Below are 20,114 nucleotides of genomic sequence, written 5' to 3' on the forward strand. Positions count from 1 at the left end.
GCACATTTCGCTGTGGCGGCCGGAGTTTTTCGGCGGCATTGCGGGCATCCGGCAGCTAGTTCAAAGCGACACCTTTTCTCATCCCGTCCCACCACCCGCTTTCACCCGCTACTAGAATGTTCCAACGAAATATGCCCACCCTCGCTGCACTTCAGGAAAAACGATTCACGACCTCGCCACGCGGCTCCGCCGCCTCCCCCCGTCCTGCGGACCGGTCCGCCTCATCGGCGTGGACGGGCACGCCGGCTCCGGAAAGTCCACGTTCGCCGGGCAGTTGGCCCGCGCGCTCGGCGACGCCCCGGTGCTGCACCTCGACGACATCGCCAGCCACGACGAGTTGTTCGAGTGGACCGAGCGCCTGCTGACCCAGGTGATCGAACCGCTCGCCCACGGCGAGACCGCCCACTACACGCCCTACGACTGGCGGGCCCGCCGCTTCGGACCGCCCCTCGCCCTGCCGCCCGCCCCGGTGATCGTCATCGAGGGCGTCGGCGCCGGCCGCCGCGCACTGCGCCCGCACCTTGCCCGGCTGCTGTGGATGGAGCTGGCCCACGAGGAGTCGTGGACCCGGGGGCGCTCGCGGGACGGGGAGGAGCAGCGGGAGTTCTGGGACAGGTGGGTCAGGGCGGAGCGCGAGCACTTCGCACATGACCCGTCCCGGCCGTTCGCCGATCTTCTGGTTCGGCAGTGCGGCAAGGGATATGAGGTGATTCCTGGGCCTGCTGGGACCGTTGGACCGGACCAGTCCATCACGCACGGTGACGGGCCATCGGCAATGTGCTGAACTTGTGAAGAGCCTTGCGGGAGAAGTTCCCGGAGTGCTTCAACTCGGCTTGACCCGGGGCCCGTACAGGTCTTACGTTCTCAATGTGCGGCTATTCGAAGCCGCCCACACACGCGAAGCCCCCGGTTGTTCCCCCGTGATCGGGGGCTTCGTTCTGCCCTCACCCCTTTTCCCGGGCGCCGAGAGGCGCGATTCGCTCACCCTCGGTCACCGAGTGCGGTGGGCCCGATCTGCTCCCACCTCGCCAAACGGCCCGTGCGGCACTCTGGGGTGGGCTGCACCCTCGCAGGTACGATGCCCTCGGTGCGCCCTACGGACGGCTGCTCTGCGCACCGTTGCAACTCCGGTCCGCGGTACGGCGGTTCGATCAAGGCGGTCGACGCGCGACCGGTCGGCCAACCGACGGGGGCACGGTTTGTGGGGGGACGTGATGGACTTCGGCACGCAGGGCCCCGAGGCCCCGGCCGACCTCGCTTGGCTGCGAGGCGTGGACGCCTACACGATGGGGGCGTATCCGCAGGCGGAGGAGGAGTTCCGTACCGCGGTGCGGATCGATCCCGGGATGGCCGACGGCTGGCTCGGGCTGCACGCGCTGCGCGTCGACACGACGACCGCGCTGCTGCGGATGTTCCGGCACCGGGAGCGCTTCGGGGAACAGCGCACCCGGCACCGGCGGACGCTCAACTCCTGGTACTGGCTGGGCTGGTGGGTGCAGCCGGTCCTGGAGAGCCCGCGCGATCTGCTGCTGGCCCACGCCTCGCACTGGCTGGACGGCCGGCACGTCCCTGAGCTGGACCGCGCGCTGGCCGGGCTCCCGCCCGTGGACACCGACCACCAGGTCCGCTTCCTGCACGCCTGCCGCGCCTACCTCGTCAAGGACTGGGAGCAGCTAGTCCGGCACACCGACCCGCTGCTCGACGACCCGCTGCTCGGCATCGAGGCCGGCTTGTTCGGCGGGATGGCGCGGGTACGGCTGGAGACGTACGGGCAGGCCGAGCCGCTGTTGTCGGCCGCGCTGATGCGCTGCCGCAGCGAGCAGCCGCAGCGCAAGGAGCTGCGGTACTGGCTGGCCCGGGCGCACGAGGGCACGGGCCGGTCCGCGGCCGCCCTCCCGCTCTACCGTGCCGTGCACCGTGTCGACCCCGCCTTCATGGACACCTCGGCCCGGCTCGCGGCGATCGCCGAGGGCGACGGCTACGACGACGCCGCCGACCTCGCGGCGATCACGCTCACCGGGGTCGGGCAGGACGTGGTCGAAGGTCCCGACGGGTTCGATCCGCTCTTCGGCATCGAGGGACGGGACCTGAGGCTGCCGGACCCCGACCTGCCGCCCGCCGGTCCACTGCCGTCGGTGGTCGATCCGGCGGTGCGCGAGAAGACGGCCGTATCGCAGCAGCCGCTGCCCGCCGGGCCCACCGACCCCGGGTTACTCGAGGAGGCGCTCGCCGAGCTCGAGCGCATGGTGGGGCTGGAGCCCGTCAAACGCCAGGTCAAGGCGCTGTCCGCCCAGTTGAACATGGCCCGGCTGCGCACCGGGCAGGGCCTGCCGGTGCAGCCGCCCAAACGGCACTTCGTCTTCTCCGGCCCGTCCGGCACCGGCAAGACCACGGTCGCCCGCATCCTGGGCCGCGTCTTCTACGCCCTCGGGCTCCTCGGCGGCGACCACCTCGTGGAGGCCCAGCGAGCCGATCTGGTCGGCGAGTACCTGGGCCAGACGGCCGTGAAGGCCAACGAGCTCATCGACTCCGCGCTCGGCGGTGTCCTGTTCGTGGACGAGGCGTACTCCCTGTCCAACTCCGGCTACGGCAAGGGCGACGCCTACGGCGACGAGGCCCTCCAGGTACTGCTGAAGCGGGCCGAGGACAACCGGGACCACCTGGTGGTGATCCTGGCCGGCTATCCGGAGGGCATGGACCGTCTGCTGGCCGCCAATCCGGGCCTGTCGTCCCGCTTCACGACCCGCGTCGACTTCCCGTCCTACCGGCCCCTCGAACTCACCTCGATCGGCGAGGTGCTCGCCGGGGACAACGGGGACGTGTGGGACGAGGAGGCACTGGACGAGCTGCGGTCCATCGCCGGGCATGTGGTCGACCAGGGGTGGATCGACGAGTTGGGCAACGGGCGGTTCCTGCGGACGCTGTACGAGAAGAGCTGCGCGTATCGGGATCTGCGGTTGACGACCTATCCGGGGGCGCTGACCAGGGACGACTTGTCGACACTCCGGCTGCCGGACCTGATGCAGGCGTACGGGGAAGTGCTGTCGGGCCGGGGGCCGCAGGATCCATCGGCGATGTGACGGGCGCCGACCAGCGCTCGGCGCCGTAGCTGCTGCCGGGGGTGGGGGCACTCGCCCGCGCTTGCGGGGTGCGCCGTCCGTGGAACGGGTGCCATCCCAGCGCCACGACTGCCCGCAGGCTGCGTGGGGATGCAGATGCCGCCAGGTGGGCACGGCCCCGGCGGCACGGCTGCGAGAGGCAGGCGCCACCCTTGCCCACCACCCAGCGGCGCGGACGCCCGCAGCTGCCGGGTACGCAGGGGCGGGTCCCGCCAGGTGGGCACCGCCCCCGCAGCATGGCCGGCCACAGGCCGTGCGGGATGCCAGGACCGCCGCACGGGTGCCGCCCCAGCCGCAGGACCGCCCGTAAGCGGCGCGGGATACAAGCACGCAAGTAGAGGCCGCCCCGGCGGCACAACTGCGAGAGGCAGGCGCCACCCTTGCCCACCACCCAGCGGCGCGGACGCCCGCAGCTGCCGGGTACGCAGGGGCGGGTCCCGCCAGGTGGGCACCGCCCCCGCAGCATGGCCGGCCACAGGCCGTGCGGGATGCCAGGACCGCCGCACGGGTGCCACCCCAACCGCAGGACCGCCCGCAAGCAGCGCGGGATACAAGCACGCAAGTAGAGGCCGCCCCCGCGGCACAACTGCGAGAGGCAGGCGCCACCCTTGCCCACCACCCAGCGGCGCGGGCACCCGCAGCCGCCGGGTACGCAGGGGCGGGTCCCGCCAGGTGGGCACCGCCCCCGCAGCATGGCCGGCCACAGGCCGTGCGGGATGCCAGGACCGCCGCACGGGTGCCACCCCAACCGCAGGACCGCCCGCAAGCAGCGACGGATGCAAGCACACAAGTGGACGCCGCCCCCGCGGCAGGACCGCGAGAGGCAAGCGCCGCCATGGGCCACCACCCGGCGGCGCGGACGCCCGCAAGCGCGGGTACGCAGGGGCGGGTGCCGCCGGGTGGGCACCGCCCCCCGCAGCACGGCCCGCCACAGGCCGTGCGGGATGCCAGGACCACCCGCACGGATGCCACCCCAGCCGCAAGACCGCCCGCAAGCAGCGCGGGATACAAGCACCGCCAGTGGACGCCGCGCCCGCGGCACGACCGGCCGCGGGAACGGCGTGGCTCAGCCGGCCGTTCTTGCGGCTCCCCAGTCCTCAGGGGCGGTGTCTCTCAGCCGGCCAGCGCCCCTTCCGGCTCCCCGCTGCTCACCCGCGGGCCCGTGACCCGCACCTCCGGCAGCTCCCGGTGCGCCGGGTCCCGTACCTCGCCGACCAGCAGCTCCAGTACGTCCTCCAGCGCGACGAGTCCGAGCACCTTGCCGGAGGCGTCCGCCACCTGGGCCAGGTGGGTCGCGGCGCGGCGCATCACCGTCAGGGCGTCGTCCAGCGGCAGTTCCGAGCGCAGCGTCGTCATCGGGTGCCACACCTGCTGCGGCACTGCCCGTTGCGACTCCTCCAGATCCAGTACGTCCTTCACATGCAGGTAGCCCATGAAGGCGCCGTTCTCCGCCGCCACCGGGAAACGGGAGTACCCCGTGCGGGCGGTGAGCGCGACGATCTGGCCGGGGGTGACCGACGGGCTGACGGTGACGAGGGACTCGCGCTTGAGGAGCACGTCCGTCACGGGGCGGGAGCCCAGTTCCAGCGCGTCCTCCAAACGTTCCTGCTCCTCGGGGTCGAGCAGGCCGGCCTGGCCGGAGTCCTCGACGAGGCGGTTGAGCTGTTCGCTGGTGAACACCGCCTCGACCTCGTCCTTCGGCTCGACGCGGAAGAGGCGGAGGATGGCCCGGGCGACCGCGCCGAGGGCCACGGTGATGGGCCTGCAGAAGCGCGCGAAGTAGACCAGGCCGGGGCTGAGCCACAGCGCGACCTTCTCCGGCGCCGCCATCGCCAGGTTCTTCGGCAGCATCTCGCCGATGACCAGGTGGAAGAAGACCACCGCGGCGAGCGCGATGACATAGGTCAGCGGATGGATCAGGCCGTGCGGCAGATGGATCCACTCGAACACCGGCTCCAGCAGATGCGCCACCGTCGGTTCGGCGACCGCGCCGAGCGTCAGTGAGCACACGGTGATGCCGAACTGGGCCGCCGCCATCATCTGCGGCAGCCGCTCCAGGCCGTACAGCACCTGGCGGGCCCGTGCCGTGCCCAGCGGTTCGATCTGGCTGCGGCGGACCGAGACGAGAGCGAACTCGGCGCCGACGAAGAAGCCGTTGGCGAGCACCAGCAGCGCGGCGAAGAGGAGTTGGAGCACGCTCATCGGGCGACCTCCACCACGGCGCCGGTCCTGACCAGCCGGACCCGCTCGGCCCGGTAGTGGCCGACCCGGCGCACCGACAGCCGCCAGCCCGGCAGTTCCGCCTTGTCGCCGACGGCCGGGATACGCCCGAGCAGGTCGGCGACCAGTCCGGCGACGGTCTCGTACGGGCCCTCGGGCACGTCGAGTCCTATGCGCTGGAGGATGTCGACGCGGCAGCTGCCGTCGGCGTCCCAGGCGGGCCGGCCGTCCTCCGGCGGGGCCGCGGCGAGTTCGGGCACGTCCTGGCCGTCGTGCTCGTCGCGGACCTCGCCGACGATCTCCTCGACGATGTCCTCCAGCGTGACCACACCGGCCGTGCCGCCGTACTCGTCGACGACGACGGCGATGGGCTGCTCGCTGCGCAGCTGGGCGAGGAGGGGCTGGACCGGCAGGGTCTCGGGGACGAGCAGCGCCGGTCGGGCGATGCGGCCGACCGGGGTGCGCAGACGCTCACTCGAACGGATCGCCAGCGCGTCCTTCAGATGGACCATGCCGACGATCTCGTCGATCTTCTCCCGGTAGACCGGGAAGCGGGACAGGCCCGTGGCGCGGGTCAGGTTGACCACGTCCTCGGCGGTCGCCGACGACTGGAGCGCGCTGACCTTCACGCGCGGCGTCATCACGTGCTGCGCGGTGAGCTCGGCGAGCGACAGGGTCCGTACGAAGAGGTCCGCGGTGTCCTGCTCCAGGGCGCCGGCCTGCGCGGAGTGGCGGGCCAGGGAGACGAGTTCGCCGGGGGTGCGGGCGGAGGCCAGCTCCTCGGCGGGCTCGATGCCCATGGCGCGGACGAGGCGGTTGGCGACGGAGTTCAGCGCGGCGATCACCGGGCGGAACAGGCGGGCGAAGACGTGCTGCGGGCCGGCGACGAAGCGCGCGACCTGCATCGGCCGGGACACCGCCCAGTTCTTGGGCACGAGCTCGCCGATCACCATCTGCACGGCCGAGGCCAGCAGCATGCCGACGACGACGGCCACCCCGGACACCGCGCCCTCGGGAACGCCGATCGCGGTGAACGGGCCGCCCAGCAGCTCCGCGAGCGCCGGTTCGGCGAGCATGCCGACGACGAGGGAGGTGATGGTGATGCCGAGCTGGGTGCCGGAGAGCTGGAAGGACAGCTCCTTCAGCGACTCGACGACCCGATGGGCCCGTCGGTCGCCCTCGGCGGCGGCCTTCTCGGCGTCCGTGGCCTCGACCGTGACCAGGCCGAACTCGGCGGCCACGAAGAAGCCGTTGGCGAGGATCAGGAGGAACGCGGCTGCCAGAAGCAGCAAGGGGATGCTCATGATGCCGCCGCCCCGGTATGTCGGGAGGGGGCGGCGCAGGTACTACAGGACGATCCGTCCATCGCTGGAGGGAATCACTCCTCGGGTAGCAGGGGGCCTCTGAAGACCGGATGGAACATCAGTGGCGGAGGCGCCAGAAAACGCCTCCGCCAACAGATTAATCAAGACATGGCGATTTACGGCAGGGTGAACGTCTCGGAGTGAGCCCCGATGGCCCTGACGAGTCAGCCCTGATGATCCTGGGGGTCCTTGATGGCGCGGGCTTCGGCGAGCGCCCGCAGGGCGCGCGCGTCGGCGATGGCACGCTGTTTGGCGATACCCGGCTGGATGCCGAGCGCGGGCAGGCTGGTGCCGTCGCTGAGGTTGAGGAACACCCAGGGATCACCCGGGCGGAGGTTCACCTGGAGGATCTCGGCCCACTCCAGACGGCGCCTGCTCGCGATGTTCACCACGGTGACACCGGAGTCGTCGGCGACGACCTTGACGCGCGCCAGCATGGCCAGCACGCCGAACATGAGCGCGCCGGTGAGGATGAAGCTGAGGCGTTCGCCCGGGCCGAGCTTCTCCAGCAGCAGCGCGACCGCCGTGATGACGACGAAGATCGCGGTGCCTGCGGTGAGCAGGACGGCCCGGGTGCGGCCCGGCCGGAACGTGACGGGCAGGGTGGGCAGTTCGGAGGACATCGGTGTACGGCCCCTCGGGTCAGAGGCGGCAGGCGTGGATGGCCGTCGTGAGGATGGCCCGGGCGCCGATGTCGTACAGGTCGTCCATGATCCGCTGGGCCTCCTTGGCCGGAACCATGGCCCGGACGGCGACCCAGCCCTCGTTGTGCAGCGGGGAGACGGTCGGCGACTCCAGGCCCGGGGTGAGGGCGACGGCCTTCTCGAGCTGCTCGACGCGGCAGTCGTAGTCCATCATCACGTAGGTCCGGGCGACCAGGACGCCCTGGAGGCGGCGCAGGAACTGCTGCACCTTGGGCTCCTCGCCGTCCGCGCCGGTGCGGCGGATGACGACGGCCTCGGACTTCATGATCGGGTCGCCGACGACTTCCAGGCCGGCGTTGCGCAGTGAGGTGCCGGTCTCGACGACGTCCGCGATGACCTGGGCGACACCGAGCTGGATGGCGGTCTCGACGGCGCCGTCGAGGTGGACGACGGAGGCGTCGATGCCGTGGTCGGCGAGGTGCTTGGCGACGATGCCCTCGTAGGAGGTGGCGACCGTCTTGCCGTTCAGGTCCGCGAGGTCGTGGCCGACGATGCCCGGCTTGGTGGCGAAGCGGAAGGTGGAGCGGGCGAAGCCCAGCGGCAGGATCTCCTCGGCGTTGGCGCCGGAGTCGATCAGCAGGTCACGGCCGGTGATGCCGATGTCGAGCTGCCCGGAGGAGACGTAGATCGCGATGTCGCGGGGGCGGAGGTAGAAGAACTCGACCTCGTTCTCCGGGTCGACGATCCGCAGTTCCTTGGACTCGCGCCGCTGTTGGTAGCCGGCCTCATGCAGCATCTCCGCCGCAGGGCCGGACAGTGAACCCTTGTTGGGGACGGCGATGCGCAGCATGAGGTCGGCTTCCTTCGTTCGCTCTTACGGTGTGCGGGTTGCTGGTGCTCAGAGGTGGGCGTAGACGTCGTCCAGGGAGATGCCGCGAGCGACCATCATCACCTGGACGTGGTACAGCAGCTGGGAGATCTCCTCGGCAGCCGCTTCCTTGCCCTCGTACTCGGCGGCCATCCAGACCTCGGCGGCCTCCTCGACGACCTTCTTGCCGATGGCATGGACGCCCTTGCCGACCAGTTCGGCGGTGCGGGAAGTGGCGGGGTCGCCGTTTGCGGCCTTGTGCTGGAGCTCGGTGAAGAGCTCCTCGAACGTCTTCTTGGACATGGTGACGCTCAGCCTATGCCACATACGGGTTTCGTCAGCGCCATGGTTCAGATACTGAGCGGAGCGTGGCTGCCGTGGCCACCGCCGCCGTCACCGCCTCGTGTCCCTTGTCCTCGTTGGAGCCTTCGATGCCCGCCCGGTCCAGGGCCTGTTCCTCGGTGTCGCAGGTCAGCACGCCGAAGCCGATGGGGACGCCGGTCTCGACCGAGACCTGGGTCAGGCCCTGGGTCACGCCCTGGCAGACGTACTCGAAGTGGGGGGTGCCGCCGCGGATGACGACGCCGAGGGCCACGATCGCGTCGTAGCCGCGGCCCGCGAGGACCTTGGCGACCACCGGGAGTTCCCAGCTGCCGGGGACCCGGAGCAGGGTCGGCTCGTCGATCCCCAGGTCGTGCAGGGCGCGCAGCGCGCCGTCCACCAGACCGTCCATCACCTTCTCGTGCCACTGCGCCGCGATGACCGCGACCCGCAGGTCACCCACATTGCGTACGGACAGCTCCGGTGCGCCCTTGCCGCTCACGTTCTCAGGTCTCCTCGGTTGTGCTCTTACTGGTTGGTGCAGGTGGACAGGGAGGCCGCGGGGGCCTTGTCCAGCCAGGGCAGGTCGTGTCCCATCCGGTCCCGCTTGGTGCGCAGGTAGTGGAGGTTGTGTTCGCCCGCCTGTACAGGCATCGGCTCGCGCTCGGTGACCTTGATGCCGTGCCTCACGAGGGCGTCGCTCTTGTCGGGGTTGTTGGTCATCAGGCGGACGCTCGTCACGCCGAGGTCGGCCAGGATCTGCGCGCCGGCGCCGTAGTCGCGGGCGTCGGCGGGCAGGCCGAGTTCGAGGTTGGCGTCGAGGGTGTCGCGGCCGCGCTCCTGGAGTTCGTACGCGCGCAGCTTGGACAGCAGGCCGATGCCGCGTCCCTCGTGTCCGCGCAGGTAGACCACCACTCCCCTGCCCTCGGCCTGGATGCGCTGCAGGGAGGCGTCCAGCTGGGGGCCGCAGTCGCAGCGCAGGGAGCTGAACACATCGCCGGTGAGGCATTCGGAGTGGACGCGGACCAGGACGTCCTCGCCGTCGCCGATCTCGCCGTGCACGAGGGCGACGTGCTCGACGCCGTCGACGGTGGAGCGGTAGCCGTACGCCGTGAAGGTGCCGTGGGCGGTGGGGAGCCGGGTCTCGGCCTCACGGCGGACGGTGGGCTCGGCGGAGCGGCGGTAGGCGATCAGGTCCTCGATGGAGATGATCGTCAGGCCGTGCTTGCGGGCGAACGGGATCAGCTCGGGCAGCCGCAGCATCTCGCCGTCCTCGCCGGCGATCTCGACGATGGCACCGGCCGGGCGCAGTCCCGCGAGCCGGGCGAGGTCGACGGCGGCCTCGGTGTGGCCGTTGCGTACGAGGACGCCGCCGGACCTGGCGCGCAGCGGGAAGATGTGGCCGGGGCGAACGAGGTCCGACGGCTGCGCGCTGCCGCTCGCGAGCAGTTGAAGGGTGGTCGCCCGGTCGGATGCCGAGATGCCCGTGGTCACTCCGTGCTCGGGCGAGGCGTCCACGGAGACCGTGAACGCGGTCTTCATCGACTCGGTGTTGTCGTCGACCATCTGCGGGAGTCCCAGCCGGTCGAGCTCCTCGGGCTCCATGGGGGCGCAGATCAGGCCGCGGCACTCACTCATCATGAAGGCGACGATCTCGGGGGTCGCGTGCTCGGCGGCGACGACGAGGTCGCCCTCGTTCTCCCGGTCCTCGTCGTCGACGACCACGACCGGGCGGCCCGCGGCGATGTCGGCGATGGCCCGCTCGATCGGGTCGAGCGTGAGGTCCTCGAAACCGTCGGTGCTGTACAGGATCGGTGCCGTGGTCATGCCGGCGCTCCTTCCAGGACGGGCCGCGCGTCCCTGCGGGAGCGCAGCCACCAGTCGCGCATGCCCCACAGGACGAGTGCGCCGTAGATGACGTAGACGAAGCCGGAGAAGGCGTAGCCGTTGGCGAAGTTGAGGGGCACGCCGACCAGGTCGACGAGCAGCCAGGCGAACCAGAACTCGACCATGCCGCGCGCCTGGGCGTACATGGCGACGATGGTGCCGACGAATATGTAGGCGTCGGGCCAGGGGTCCCAGGACAGGGTGGGGTACGCCTTGAAGAGCAGCGCCACCGCGACGGTGCCGGCGGCGGCCGCCGCGACCATCGCCCCGCGCTCGCGCCAGGTGGCGAACCGTACGGCGATGTGGCCGTCCTCCGTCTGGCCCTTGCCGCGCTGCCACTGCCACCAGCCGTACAGCGCGACGACCATGACGACCGCCTGCTTGCCGGCGCTGCCGGTGAGGTGGCCGAAGAAGGCGCCGAAGAGGATCAGGCCGGCGAGGAACTGCACGGGCCAGGTCCATATGGAGCGCCGCCAGCCGAGGGCTAGGGCGGCCAGGCCGAAGAGGTTGCCGATCATGTCCGACCAGAGGATGTGCTGGCCGAACAGGACGAAGGCCTCGGAGTTCAGCGAGTTCACTTGGCCGTCGCCCCTTCGGAGGTGAGCCGGTCGCCCAGCATCCGCTCGACGTACTTGGCGATGACGTCGACCTCGAGGTTGACCGGGTCGCCGGGCTGCTTCTGGCCGAGCGTGGTCAGGTCGAGGGTGGTGGGGATGAGGCTGACGGTGAAGTAGTCGGGTCCGGCGTCGACGACGGTGAGGCTGATGCCGTCGACGGTGATGGAGCCCTTCTCGACGACGTACCGGGAGAGATCCGCGGGGAGCGAGATCTTGACGATCTCCCAGTTCTCGGAGGGCTTGCGCTCCAGCACCTGACCGGTGCCGTCGACGTGCCCCTGCACGATGTGGCCGCCGAGGCGCGCGCCCACGGCGGTGGGGCGCTCGAGGTTGACGCGGGAGCCGACGGTGAGGACGCCCAGGCTGGAGCGGTTCAGGGTCTCGGCCATGACGTCCGCGGTGAACTCGTCGCCCTCGTGGTCGACGACCGTGAGGCATACGCCGTTGACCGCGATGGAGTCTCCGTGCTTCGCGCCTTCGGTGACGACGGGGCCGCGCAGTCGGAAGCGACAGGCGTCGTCGAGGCTCTCGACAGCCGTGACGTGGCCCAGCTCTTCGACGATTCCGGTGAACACTTCCCGGGTCCTCCTGCCTCATTCGGGCACGGACTCCGGGGCTGTCGATGACGACAGAATGTACGAGCAGGGACACCGGGGGCGACGCCGGACAGGGCTCGCCGCAATGACGAACCGGTACGGCGGCGCGCACGAATGCCCGCCCGCCGCGCACTGCCTCCCATCCGGACTTTAACCGTCGGTCCAGGAATTTCACCTGGTCAACCGGCCGCTGGAGGCGACCGGGTCGCGGACTGTAACCGCCGGTTCGGACTTTCACCGACCCCGGAGTGCGCTGCTTCTGGTACAGGGCCAGTGTGCCACGCCTGATCGGGGTCCATGCAGGCGAATGCTGTGGGGTGCCTCACAGGTCGTATGGCTGGATTTCCGCGACTCGACCTCGGTCCAGATTGGTCCATACCTATTGACTCACTGGTCTAGTCCTCTCTAGGGTCGGCGCAACTTCCCCGGACAGGACCGACTTCGGGGTTCGGGAACCCCTCGGGGAACCCCTTCCCCCTGTGCGGCCTCTTCGAGTTGGAGAGCGCACGGACATCGATGACCGGGTGTGCGGCAGGACCTCGGGGCCCGCCGGACACCGCGCAGACGGCCCGGCGGCGGTGACGACGGCCCTTGCCCGCCGCCGGGTCTCCCAAGGCCCGGTCCTGGTGGCTGCGGCGGCTCTGGCAAGGTGAACGGCATGACGACCGCGAGCGCCGACGAGTTCGAGACCCACCGGCCCCGGCTGTTCGGCCTGGCGTATCGGATGCTGGGCTCCGCCGAGGAGGCCGAGGACACCGTCCAGGACGCGTATCTGCGTTTCAGTGGCGCCGACCGCAGCGCGATCGAGCATCCGGCCGCCTGGCTCGCCAAGGTCGTCACCAACCTCTGTCTCACCCGGCTGACTTCGGCCAGGGCCCGGCGCGAGCAGTACGTCGGGCCCTGGCTGCCGGAGCCCGTGGTCACCTCGGACGGCACGCTCGGACCGCTGGAGTCCGCCGAGCAGCGCGACGCCGTGTCCATGGCGATGCTGGTGCTGTTGGAGCGGCTCACACCGACCGAGCGGGCCGTGTATGTGCTGCGGGAGGCGTTCGCGTACGGCCACCGGGAGATCGCCGGGGTGCTGGATCTGACCGAGGCCAACTGCCGTCAGCTGTACCGGCGGGCGGTGCAGCGGGTGGGTGAGGCGCGGTCGCGGTTCGAGTCGACTCCCGAGCGGCGGGAGGAGCTCGTCACGTCCTTCGTCGCGGCGGCCCGCGACGGCGACCTCAGCGGGCTCGAGAAGCTGCTGGCGGCCGACGTCGTCTGGTCGAGCGACGGCGGCGGCAAGGTCACGGCGGCCCGGCGGCCGATCGAGGGCCGGAAGAAGGTGTTCAACTTCCTGGTGGGCGCGACGCGGACGTTCCTGGCCGGCCTGGAGTTCACGGCTGTCGAGGTCAACGGCTCGACCGCGCTGGCCGCGTGGACGGGCGACACGCTGCTCTCGGTGGTGGCGTTCGAGCTGCGGGACGGCGCGATCACGCAGGCGTGGGCCGTGGTGAACCCGGACAAGCTGGAGTTCGTACGGCGGCAGCTGGCGCGGGCGGTGTAGGGGGCGCCGCGGAGACCCTCAGGATGTCTGGTGTCTGGTGTCTGGTGTCTGCTGCCTGGTGTCCGGCGTCGGGGGTCGGGCATCGGGCATCGAGGGCTGTCACATTTCACGCGGGTACTCGGTCTCAGCTGAACAAGGGGCGCTCCGTCCGGGAGCGCCCGGCGTCCGAAGGGGCTGAACAGCATGACCACGATCCTGGTGACCGGCGGTACCGGAACGCTCGGCCGGCTCGTCACCGAGCGGCTGCGCGCGGACGGGCACGAGGTGCGGGTACTGAGCCGGCACGCCCAGCCGTACGCCGTCGATCTGCGCAAGGGTGGCCCCGGCCTGGACGCGGCGGTGGAGGGCGTGGACACGATCGTGCACTGCGCGAGCTCGCCGAGCGGTGGTGACCAGGAGGCGGCGGCGCATCTGATCGCGGCGGCGCGCAAGGCGGGCGTACGGCACCTGGTCTACATCTCGATCGTCGGTATCGACCGGGTGCCGTTCGGCTACTACAGGACCAAGCTCGCCGTGGAGACGCTGATCGAGGAGTCGGGGCTCGGCTGGACCGTGCTGCGGGCGACGCAGTTCCACGACCTGTTGGTACGGCTGTTCGGGATCCTCTCCAAGCCGCCCGTCATGCTGCTCCCGGCCGGCGTGAAGGACCAGCCCGTGGAGGTGGCGGAGGTCGCGGACCGCCTCGCCGAACTGGCCCTCGCGGCCCCGGCGGGGCGGGTCGATGACATGGGCGGCCCCGAGGTGCGGACCCTCGACTCACTGGCCCGCGCCTACCTCAAGGCGACGGGCCGGAAGCGGGCCGTGGTGAGCGTGCCGCTGCGGGGCAAGGGGTACCGGGGGTTCCGCTCGGGCGGGCATCTGGCGGCGGAGCGGGCGGTGGGCAAGGGGACGTTCGAGGAGTATCTGGGGCGGGAGATCGGGGGGCGGGAGATCGGGGGGCGAGGGGTCTGACTGGACGGCGCGGGCTGGCTGGGCCGGGGGCAAGCGGACGGGGAGGTTGACCGGGCGGGGGCCGATCACACGGGGAGGCTGACCTGGCTGGGGGTCGAGCACAGGGGGCTGACCGGAGCGGGGGGCGGCACAGAGGGCTGACCGGACCGGGCCGACCGCACGGGTCGTCTGACCTGCGGTTCCAAGGGGCGCGGGTGGCCTGGCGGCCGTCCGGGGTGGGTGCGGGCGGCGCCTGAACGGTGGTGCGGCGGGGGCAGCAGCGCGAGCGGCGATTAGGCACGGGAGCCAGCACCGCGAACAGCGGCCCGGCGCAGAAGCCAGCAGGGCTGGCGCGGCATGTTGGTCGTGGAGCCGACGCCTCCCGCGCCCGCGGCGCCCGGAAGCTGTAGCGCGCCCGGTGCGGCGCGGTGAGCAGAGGCCGCGGCCGCCCCGTCCGCTTCCGTACGGCCCCCTTCCCATGGTCCGGGGGCCGCGGGCGCGGGTGGCCTAGTGGCCGTTTCAGGGTGGGCGCGGGCGGCGCCTGAGCGGTGGTGCGGCGGGGGGCAGCAGCGCGAGCGGCGATTAGGCACGGAAGCCAGGAGCGCGGACAGCGGCCCGGCGTAGGAGCCAGGAGCGCGAGCGGCGCCCGGCGCAGAAGCCAGCAGGGCTGGCGCGGCATGTTGGTCGTCGAGCCGACGCCTCCCGCGCCCGCGGCCCCCGGAGCTGTAGCGCGCCCAGTGCGGCGCGGTGAGCAGAGGCCGCGGCCGCCCCGTCCGCTTCCGTACGGCCGCCTTCCCATGGTCCGGGGCGGGGCAAGCAGCGCCTGAGCGCCGGTGCGGGGGCGGGCTGGCCCTGACCGGCGGTTTCCGGGGGCCGGCACGCCCGCACCGGCGGTTCCGGGACGGGCCAGACCCTGACCGACCGGCCCAGGGACAGCCACATCCTCACCGGTGGGTCCAGGGACGAGCCGGCCCCACCGGCGGTTTCGGGGCCGGGCCACACCCTCACCGGGACTTCCCGGGCAGGTGCCTCGGCCTGCCCTCCAACGGCCAGCGGCTTGTCAGGCCGGCGCGGGTACAAGCAGCCGTGCGGGTCACCGGTCCGGTGGCGCGAACAGCTCGTCCTGCGCGGCGTCCCGCGCGGTGAGCAGCGCTCCGCGCAGCACGGCGCCGCCGCCCAGACCGCTGGATCGCACCACCGTCACCAACGGCGACATCCGCCGGATCCGCTCCTCCACCCGCCGGGCCAGTACGTCCCCGCCTGCCTGCCCGACCTCTCCGCCGAGGACCACACAACCGGGGTCGAGGATCGCGACCACGGAGGCGACGCCGATGGCGAGGCGGTCGGCGAGGGCGTCGAGGAAACGGTCGGCGGGGACCGTGTGGTGAGGCTGGTCGGCGGACGCCGCGCTGTGCGGTCGGTCGACAGGGGCCGTGTCGTGGACGCGGGACGGTTCGGCGAGCGCAGCGGGCGGCTCGGTGGTGGAATGTCGTTCGGCTCGCACCGAGGAGTCCGACGGGCCCGGTGCCCCTGTGCCGCCGTCCATGCCGGCGATCGTCCGCGTCACCGCTGCTCGCTCGTCGGCGGACGAGGCAGGGCTCGCGACACTCGAGGCACGGTCCCCCTCAACCCGCCCCGTGCCACCCGAGACACCGGTCGCCTCATCCCGCCCCGAGCCGCCCGACGCATGCGTCGCCCCTCCCCGCACCACCCGCCGGTCCCCCGCCCCCGCGGCCCCACCCCCGGCGACCAACGCCACGGCGCCCCTCACCACCCCCGCCGCCAGCGGCTCATGCACGGTGACGTCCTCGATGCTCAAGCCGTACGAGGCCGCGAGCTCCACCACCGCGGCCGATCCCGCCAGCGAGTGGAATCCTCCCTCGCAGTCCACCGCCGAGGGCAGCCCGGAAGTCCCCGGCACCGGCAGGAAGCCGATCTCGCCGGTGCCGCCGGAGGCGCCGCGGCGCAGGGCGCCGTCGAGGACCACGGCCGCGCCGGTGCCGTGGCCCAGCCACAGCAGGACGAAGGTGTCCCGGTCCTGGGCCACTCCGTCGCGCTGTTCCGCGAGGGCGGCGAGGTTGGTCTCGTTCTCGACGTTGACGCGGGCCTCGGGGAACCGTTCCTGGAGGGCCGCCACCAGGCGGCGGTGCCATTCGGGCAGGCCCGTGGAGTCGCGCAGCTCGCCGCTGACCGGGTCGATGAGGCCCGGGGCGCCGATCCCCACCGTATGGAGCCGGTCCGCCCCCGCCTCCTTCACGACCCGCTCCACCAGCGCCACCGCCTGTTCCACGGCGGGCCCGGTGCCCGTGTCGCCGCCGATCGGCACCGAGGCCTCGGCGAGTACGGCCCCGACCAGGTCGGACACGACCACCGAGACGCCCTCGGTACGGATGTCCAGCGCCGCCAGATGGGCGCGGTCGGCGACGATGCCGTACAGCTTGGCGTTCGGCCCGCGACGCTGTTCCCCCGCCTCGCCGACGACCCCGATCAGGCCGGCGGCGGTGAGGCGTTCGACGAGGTCGGCGACGGTCGGCCGGGACAGGCCGGTCAGCTGCTTCAACTGCCCTGCCGTCAACGGGCCTTCCTGCTGGAGCAGGCGCAGGGCGAGCCGGTCGTTGATGGCCCGGGCGGTGCTCGGGGATGCGGGCATGCCGGGATCCTCCCACGGCTGGTTTATCCGCTATCTATCAGGCAGGGTCCCTGATAGTTTACGGCGGCGATCGCAGGCCCGGAACCGACGGTGGGCCGAGAACCAGGGAGGGGCCGCAGAATGAGCGCAGTGGTCGACGAACAGCGGCTGGTGAAGCGCGCCCGGTACGCCGTGGCGGCCGTCTTCGCCGTGCACGGCGCTGTCACCGGCTCGTTCGCGACGCGGGTGCCGTGGATCCAGGACCATGCCGGGGTCAGCGCCGGCCAGCTGGGGCTGGCGCTCGCCTTCCCCGCGCTCGGCGCCTCCGTGGCGATGCCGCTGGCGGGCGGCATCAGCCACCGCTTCGGCGCCCGGAACGCCTTGCGCGCACTGATCGCCTGCTGGACGCTCGCCCTCACGCTGCCCTCCCTCGCCCCCAACCTGCTGACCCTGTGCCTGGCCCTGTTCACCTTCGGCGCCACGGCGGGCATGGCGGACGTGGCGATGAACGCGCTCGGCGTCGAGGTCGAGAACCGCCTGGACCGGTCGATCATGTCGGGGCTGCACGGCATGTGGAGCGCGGGCGCCCTGATCGGCTCGGCGGTCGGCACGCTCGCGGCACACCTGGGCAGCGACGCCCGGCTGCACCACGCGCTCGCCGCGGCCACCCTCACCTTCCTCGGCGTCCTGGCCTGCCAGTGGGTGCTCGACCTTCAGCCCGCCGAGGACGAGGAGCCGCCGCCCCGGTTCGCGCTGCCGCCCCGCTCGGCGCTGCTCATCGGCGCGGTCGGGTTCTGCGCCGTCTTCGCGGAGGGCGCGAGCCTGGACTGGTCGGCGGTCTATCTGCGTGACCAGCTGGACACGTCGGCCGGTCTCGCGGCGGCGTGCACGACCGGCTTCACCCTCACGATGGCGCTCGCCCGGATCGCCGGCGACAAGGTGGTGGACCGCTACGGCGCCGTGCGCACGGTCCGGTCCGGCGGCGTCCTCGCCACGCTCGGCGGCCTGCTCATCGTCGTGTCGGACCAGCCAGCCGTGGCGATGGCCGGGTTCGCACTGCTGGGTCTGGGCATCGCGGTGGTCGTCCCGCTGTGTTTCGCGGCGGCGGGCCGCAGCGGCCCCAACCCCAGTCAGGCCATCGCGGGCGTCGCGACGATCACGTACACCTCGGGTCTCGTCGCCCCCGGCGCGATCGGCGGGCTCGCCCAGGCGACCAGCCTGATGGTGTCGTTCTGCGTGGTCACCGTCCTGGCCTCCGGCCTCGCCGTGTTCGCGGGCGTCCTGCGCGCCGGCGACCGCGACCGCCCGAAGGTCAGCCGACCGGACGACGCAGCGGTTCCCGAGCCGCGCTCCTGAGGGCCGCGACCGCGGGCTGCCCGATCGGACGCCTGGTGTCGAATGCGCCGGTTCCCGATCGACGTGAGGGTGAAGGCAGCACATCCCAGGACTCCAGGAGCACCCCATCGTGACCGTAACCGCGGATATGGCCATCTCCCTCGACGGCTACGTCGCCGGCACCGACGTCTCCATCGACAACCCGGGAGGCAACGGCGCCGAGCCGCTCTTCGAGTGGATCCACAACCTGGCGAGCTGGCGGGAGCGCCAGGGCATGACGGGTGGGGAGGAGAACCGCGACTCCGAGCTGATGCGCGAGTGGTTCGACGCCACCGGAGCGGTGGTCATGGGCCGGATGATGTACGACACGGGCGAGGAGTTCTGGGGCGACAACCCGCCGTTCCGGACCCCGGTCTTCGTACTCACCCACCGCCCCCGGCCGACCCTGGTGAAGGAGGGCGGCACCATCTTCACCTTCGTCACCGACGGCATCCACAGCGCGCTTGACCAGGCGAAGGCCGCCGCCGGGGACAGGAACGTGGACATCGCCGGGGGCGCGAGCACGGTGCAGCAGTACCTCAGGGAGGGGCTCATCGACGAGCTGCAGCTGCACGTGGTGCCCGCGCTCCTCGGAGACGGGCTGCGGCTTTTCGAGGGGCTGGGCGCCGGGCGGCGGGATCTCACGCCGGTCAGGGTGGTCGAAACGCCCCTCGCCACCCATCTGAAGTACCGGTTCGTGAAGTGACGGGACCCACTGTGCTCGTACGGCACCCACTTTGCTTGTACTTGTAGGGGACCGTCTGCGGCGCCGGATCGTCTTCGCGGCGGCTCGGGCGTACGTGGCCGGGGCGGGCGGCGAGGAGTCCTGCGATCGCCTCCGGTACCACCAGGGCGATCAGGACGGTGAGAGGCACCCGCCAGCCGTCGGTGGCGTTGTGGAGCACCCCTATGGCCAGCGGGCCGAGGCCGGCCAGCAGGTAGCCGATGGTCTGCGCCATTCCCGAGAGGTCGGCGGCGGCACGCGGGCCGTCCGTGCGCAGCCCGAGCAGCGTGATGGCCAGAGGGAAGGCGCCGCCGGTCGCCGCGCCGAGCAGGCACACCCACACCCAGCCGAAGGCGGGGGCCAGCAGCAGTCCGGCGAGCGAGATCAGTTTGGCCACGATCACGGCCACCACGAGGAGCCTCTGGCTACGCATTCGGGCGGCGACGACGGGGACGACGAACCCCAGCGGGATGCCGATGGCCAGCATCACCGACATCATCAGCCCGGCCTGGCCGCGTGTGTAGCCGCTCGCGTGCATGATCTGCGGCAGCCACGCCACCAGCACGTAGAACATCAGCGACACCAGCCCGAGGAACGCCGACACCCACCAGGCCAGCGCGCATCGCAGTAATGATCCGCCAGATCCCCCTGTCGTCCTCGGCGCGGCAGGCGGCTGCGACCCGCGATGCCTGCCGCGCGCTCCGGGGGCGGCAAGCAGCCACCACACCGCCGCGGCCAACGCAGCGGGCACCGCCCACACCGCGAGGGCCGGCTGCCATCCGGCTGCGGTGCACAACGGCACCGCGACCGCGGCGGCGAATGCGCCGGAGACGGCCATCAGGGTCATGGCGAGGCCGGTGAACAGGCCGATGCGCTGGGCGAAGTGGTCCTTGATGACCGCGGGCAACAACACGTTCCCGACTGCGATACCGGCCCCGGACAACACCGTTCCGGCGAAGAGCGCCGTCGGCCACGGGACCGCCCGCACCACGGTGCCGAGCGCCAGAACACCGACGGCGGCGCACACGGCGGCGTGTGTTCCCAGCCGGCGGGCCAGGCGGGGTGCGAGCCAGGCGAAGACGCCCAGGCACAGGACCGGCAACGTCGCCAGCACGCTGACCTGGGTGTCGGAAAGGGTGAGTGCCTCCTGCACGTTCCCGATGAGCGGCGTCGTCCCCGTGATCGCCGCGCGGAGATTGATGGTCAGCAGAATCAGGCCGGCGATGAGCCACAGCCTGGTTTTCACGTGTGTTTCCCCCCATGGACGTGAGG

At 71.7% G+C, this 20,114-nt stretch carries 17 protein-coding genes and 1 riboswitch; of the genes, 6 read left to right on the top strand and 11 right to left on the bottom strand.

Annotated elements, in window-relative coordinates; genetic code table 11:
• Window positions 1-163 precede the first annotated feature (163 nt).
• The gene (locus tag EHO50_RS00300; RefSeq protein ID WP_128427644.1) at window positions 164-784 is read left to right on the top strand and encodes a uridine kinase family protein; all 621 of its coding nucleotides are present in this window, start codon (window positions 164-166) and stop codon (window positions 782-784) included.
• Between the two features lie 430 nt (window positions 785-1,214).
• On the top strand, window positions 1,215-3,080 hold the full coding sequence (locus EHO50_RS00305; protein ID WP_128427646.1) for an AAA family ATPase: 1,866 nt from the start codon (window positions 1,215-1,217) through the stop codon (window positions 3,078-3,080).
• A 1,152-nt stretch (window positions 3,081-4,232) separates the two neighbouring features.
• Here EHO50_RS00305 and EHO50_RS00310 read toward each other — a convergent pair.
• The 9 genes from EHO50_RS00310 to EHO50_RS00350 form a co-directional block, all read right to left on the bottom strand.
• Window positions 4,233-5,321, bottom strand: coding sequence for a hemolysin family protein (locus EHO50_RS00310; protein WP_128427649.1), 1,089 nt, complete (start codon window positions 5,319-5,321; stop codon window positions 4,233-4,235).
• Window positions 5,318-6,643, bottom strand: a complete 1,326-nt coding sequence (locus EHO50_RS00315) for a hemolysin family protein (RefSeq protein ID WP_128427652.1) — start codon at window positions 6,641-6,643, stop codon at window positions 5,318-5,320. The genes EHO50_RS00310 and EHO50_RS00315 overlap by 4 nt, the downstream gene beginning before the upstream one ends.
• 224 nt (window positions 6,644-6,867) lie before the next feature.
• Window positions 6,868-7,326 (bottom strand): PH domain-containing protein, encoded by a 459-nt coding sequence (locus EHO50_RS00320; RefSeq protein WP_128427654.1) that lies wholly within the window; start codon window positions 7,324-7,326, stop codon window positions 6,868-6,870.
• A 19-nt stretch (window positions 7,327-7,345) separates the two neighbouring features.
• A complete protein-coding gene (hisG, locus tag EHO50_RS00325; RefSeq protein WP_128427657.1) occupies window positions 7,346-8,197 on the bottom strand; it encodes an ATP phosphoribosyltransferase in 852 nt (283 codons plus the stop codon).
• Window positions 8,198-8,245: 48 nt separating this feature from the next.
• Window positions 8,246-8,518 carry a phosphoribosyl-ATP diphosphatase gene (locus EHO50_RS00330; protein ID WP_031486114.1) on the bottom strand — a complete coding sequence of 91 codons (273 nt, stop codon included), beginning with the start codon at window positions 8,516-8,518 and terminating at the stop codon, window positions 8,246-8,248.
• A 34-nt stretch (window positions 8,519-8,552) separates the two neighbouring features.
• Window positions 8,553-9,038 (bottom strand): 6,7-dimethyl-8-ribityllumazine synthase, encoded by a 486-nt coding sequence (gene ribH / locus EHO50_RS00335; protein WP_126390041.1) that lies wholly within the window; start codon window positions 9,036-9,038, stop codon window positions 8,553-8,555.
• A gap of 26 nt (window positions 9,039-9,064) precedes the next feature.
• Complete coding sequence (locus EHO50_RS00340) at window positions 9,065-10,363, bottom strand: bifunctional 3,4-dihydroxy-2-butanone-4-phosphate synthase/GTP cyclohydrolase II (RefSeq protein WP_128427659.1); 1,299 nt, start codon at window positions 10,361-10,363, stop codon at window positions 9,065-9,067.
• Window positions 10,360-11,001, bottom strand: a complete 642-nt coding sequence (locus EHO50_RS00345; protein WP_128427662.1) for a nicotinamide mononucleotide transporter family protein — start codon at window positions 10,999-11,001, stop codon at window positions 10,360-10,362. Before EHO50_RS00345 ends, EHO50_RS00340 begins: the two co-directional genes overlap by 4 nt.
• Window positions 10,998-11,615: a riboflavin synthase gene (locus tag EHO50_RS00350; protein ID WP_128427664.1), complete on the bottom strand. Its 618-nt coding sequence runs from the start codon at window positions 11,613-11,615 to the stop codon at window positions 10,998-11,000. The genes EHO50_RS00345 and EHO50_RS00350 overlap by 4 nt, the downstream gene beginning before the upstream one ends.
• Before the next feature lie 146 nt (window positions 11,616-11,761).
• A riboswitch (FMN riboswitch) is annotated at window positions 11,762-11,892 on the bottom strand.
• Window positions 11,893-12,294: 402 nt separating this feature from the next.
• Between EHO50_RS00350 and EHO50_RS00355 the strand changes: the two genes are divergently transcribed.
• Together EHO50_RS00355 and EHO50_RS00360 are read left to right on the top strand one after the other, a co-directional pair.
• Window positions 12,295-13,185 (top strand): RNA polymerase sigma-70 factor, encoded by an 891-nt coding sequence (locus EHO50_RS00355; protein WP_128427667.1) that lies wholly within the window; start codon window positions 12,295-12,297, stop codon window positions 13,183-13,185.
• Window positions 13,186-13,368: 183 nt separating this feature from the next.
• On the top strand, window positions 13,369-14,136 hold the full coding sequence (locus tag EHO50_RS00360) for an SDR family oxidoreductase (protein WP_128427669.1): 768 nt from the start codon (window positions 13,369-13,371) through the stop codon (window positions 14,134-14,136).
• Window positions 14,137-15,208: 1,072 nt separating this feature from the next.
• Here the strand turns inward: EHO50_RS00360 and EHO50_RS00375 are convergent.
• Window positions 15,209-16,765: an ROK family transcriptional regulator gene (locus tag EHO50_RS00375; RefSeq protein ID WP_128427672.1), complete on the bottom strand. Its 1,557-nt coding sequence runs from the start codon at window positions 16,763-16,765 to the stop codon at window positions 15,209-15,211.
• Between the two features lie 120 nt (window positions 16,766-16,885).
• On the opposite strand from EHO50_RS00375, the gene EHO50_RS00380 reads away from it, so the two are divergent.
• Together EHO50_RS00380 and EHO50_RS00385 are read left to right on the top strand one after the other, a co-directional pair.
• Complete coding sequence (locus EHO50_RS00380; RefSeq protein WP_128427675.1) at window positions 16,886-18,100, top strand: MFS transporter; 1,215 nt, start codon at window positions 16,886-16,888, stop codon at window positions 18,098-18,100.
• Window positions 18,101-18,209: 109 nt separating this feature from the next.
• Window positions 18,210-18,824: a dihydrofolate reductase family protein gene (locus tag EHO50_RS00385; RefSeq protein ID WP_128427677.1), complete on the top strand. Its 615-nt coding sequence runs from the start codon at window positions 18,210-18,212 to the stop codon at window positions 18,822-18,824.
• On the opposite strand, the gene EHO50_RS00390 is transcribed toward EHO50_RS00385, so the two are convergent.
• The gene (locus tag EHO50_RS00390) at window positions 18,769-20,088 is read right to left on the bottom strand and encodes a CynX/NimT family MFS transporter (protein WP_246100980.1); all 1,320 of its coding nucleotides are present in this window, start codon (window positions 20,086-20,088) and stop codon (window positions 18,769-18,771) included. The two genes, EHO50_RS00385 and EHO50_RS00390, sit on opposite strands and share 56 nt — an antisense overlap.
• Window positions 20,089-20,114: the final 26 nt, after the last annotated feature.

Origin of the sequence: Streptomyces cyaneus (genome assembly GCF_004028635.1) — a bacterium.
GTDB classification, from domain to species: Bacteria; Actinomycetota; Actinomycetes; order Streptomycetales; family Streptomycetaceae; genus Streptomyces; species Streptomyces cyaneus.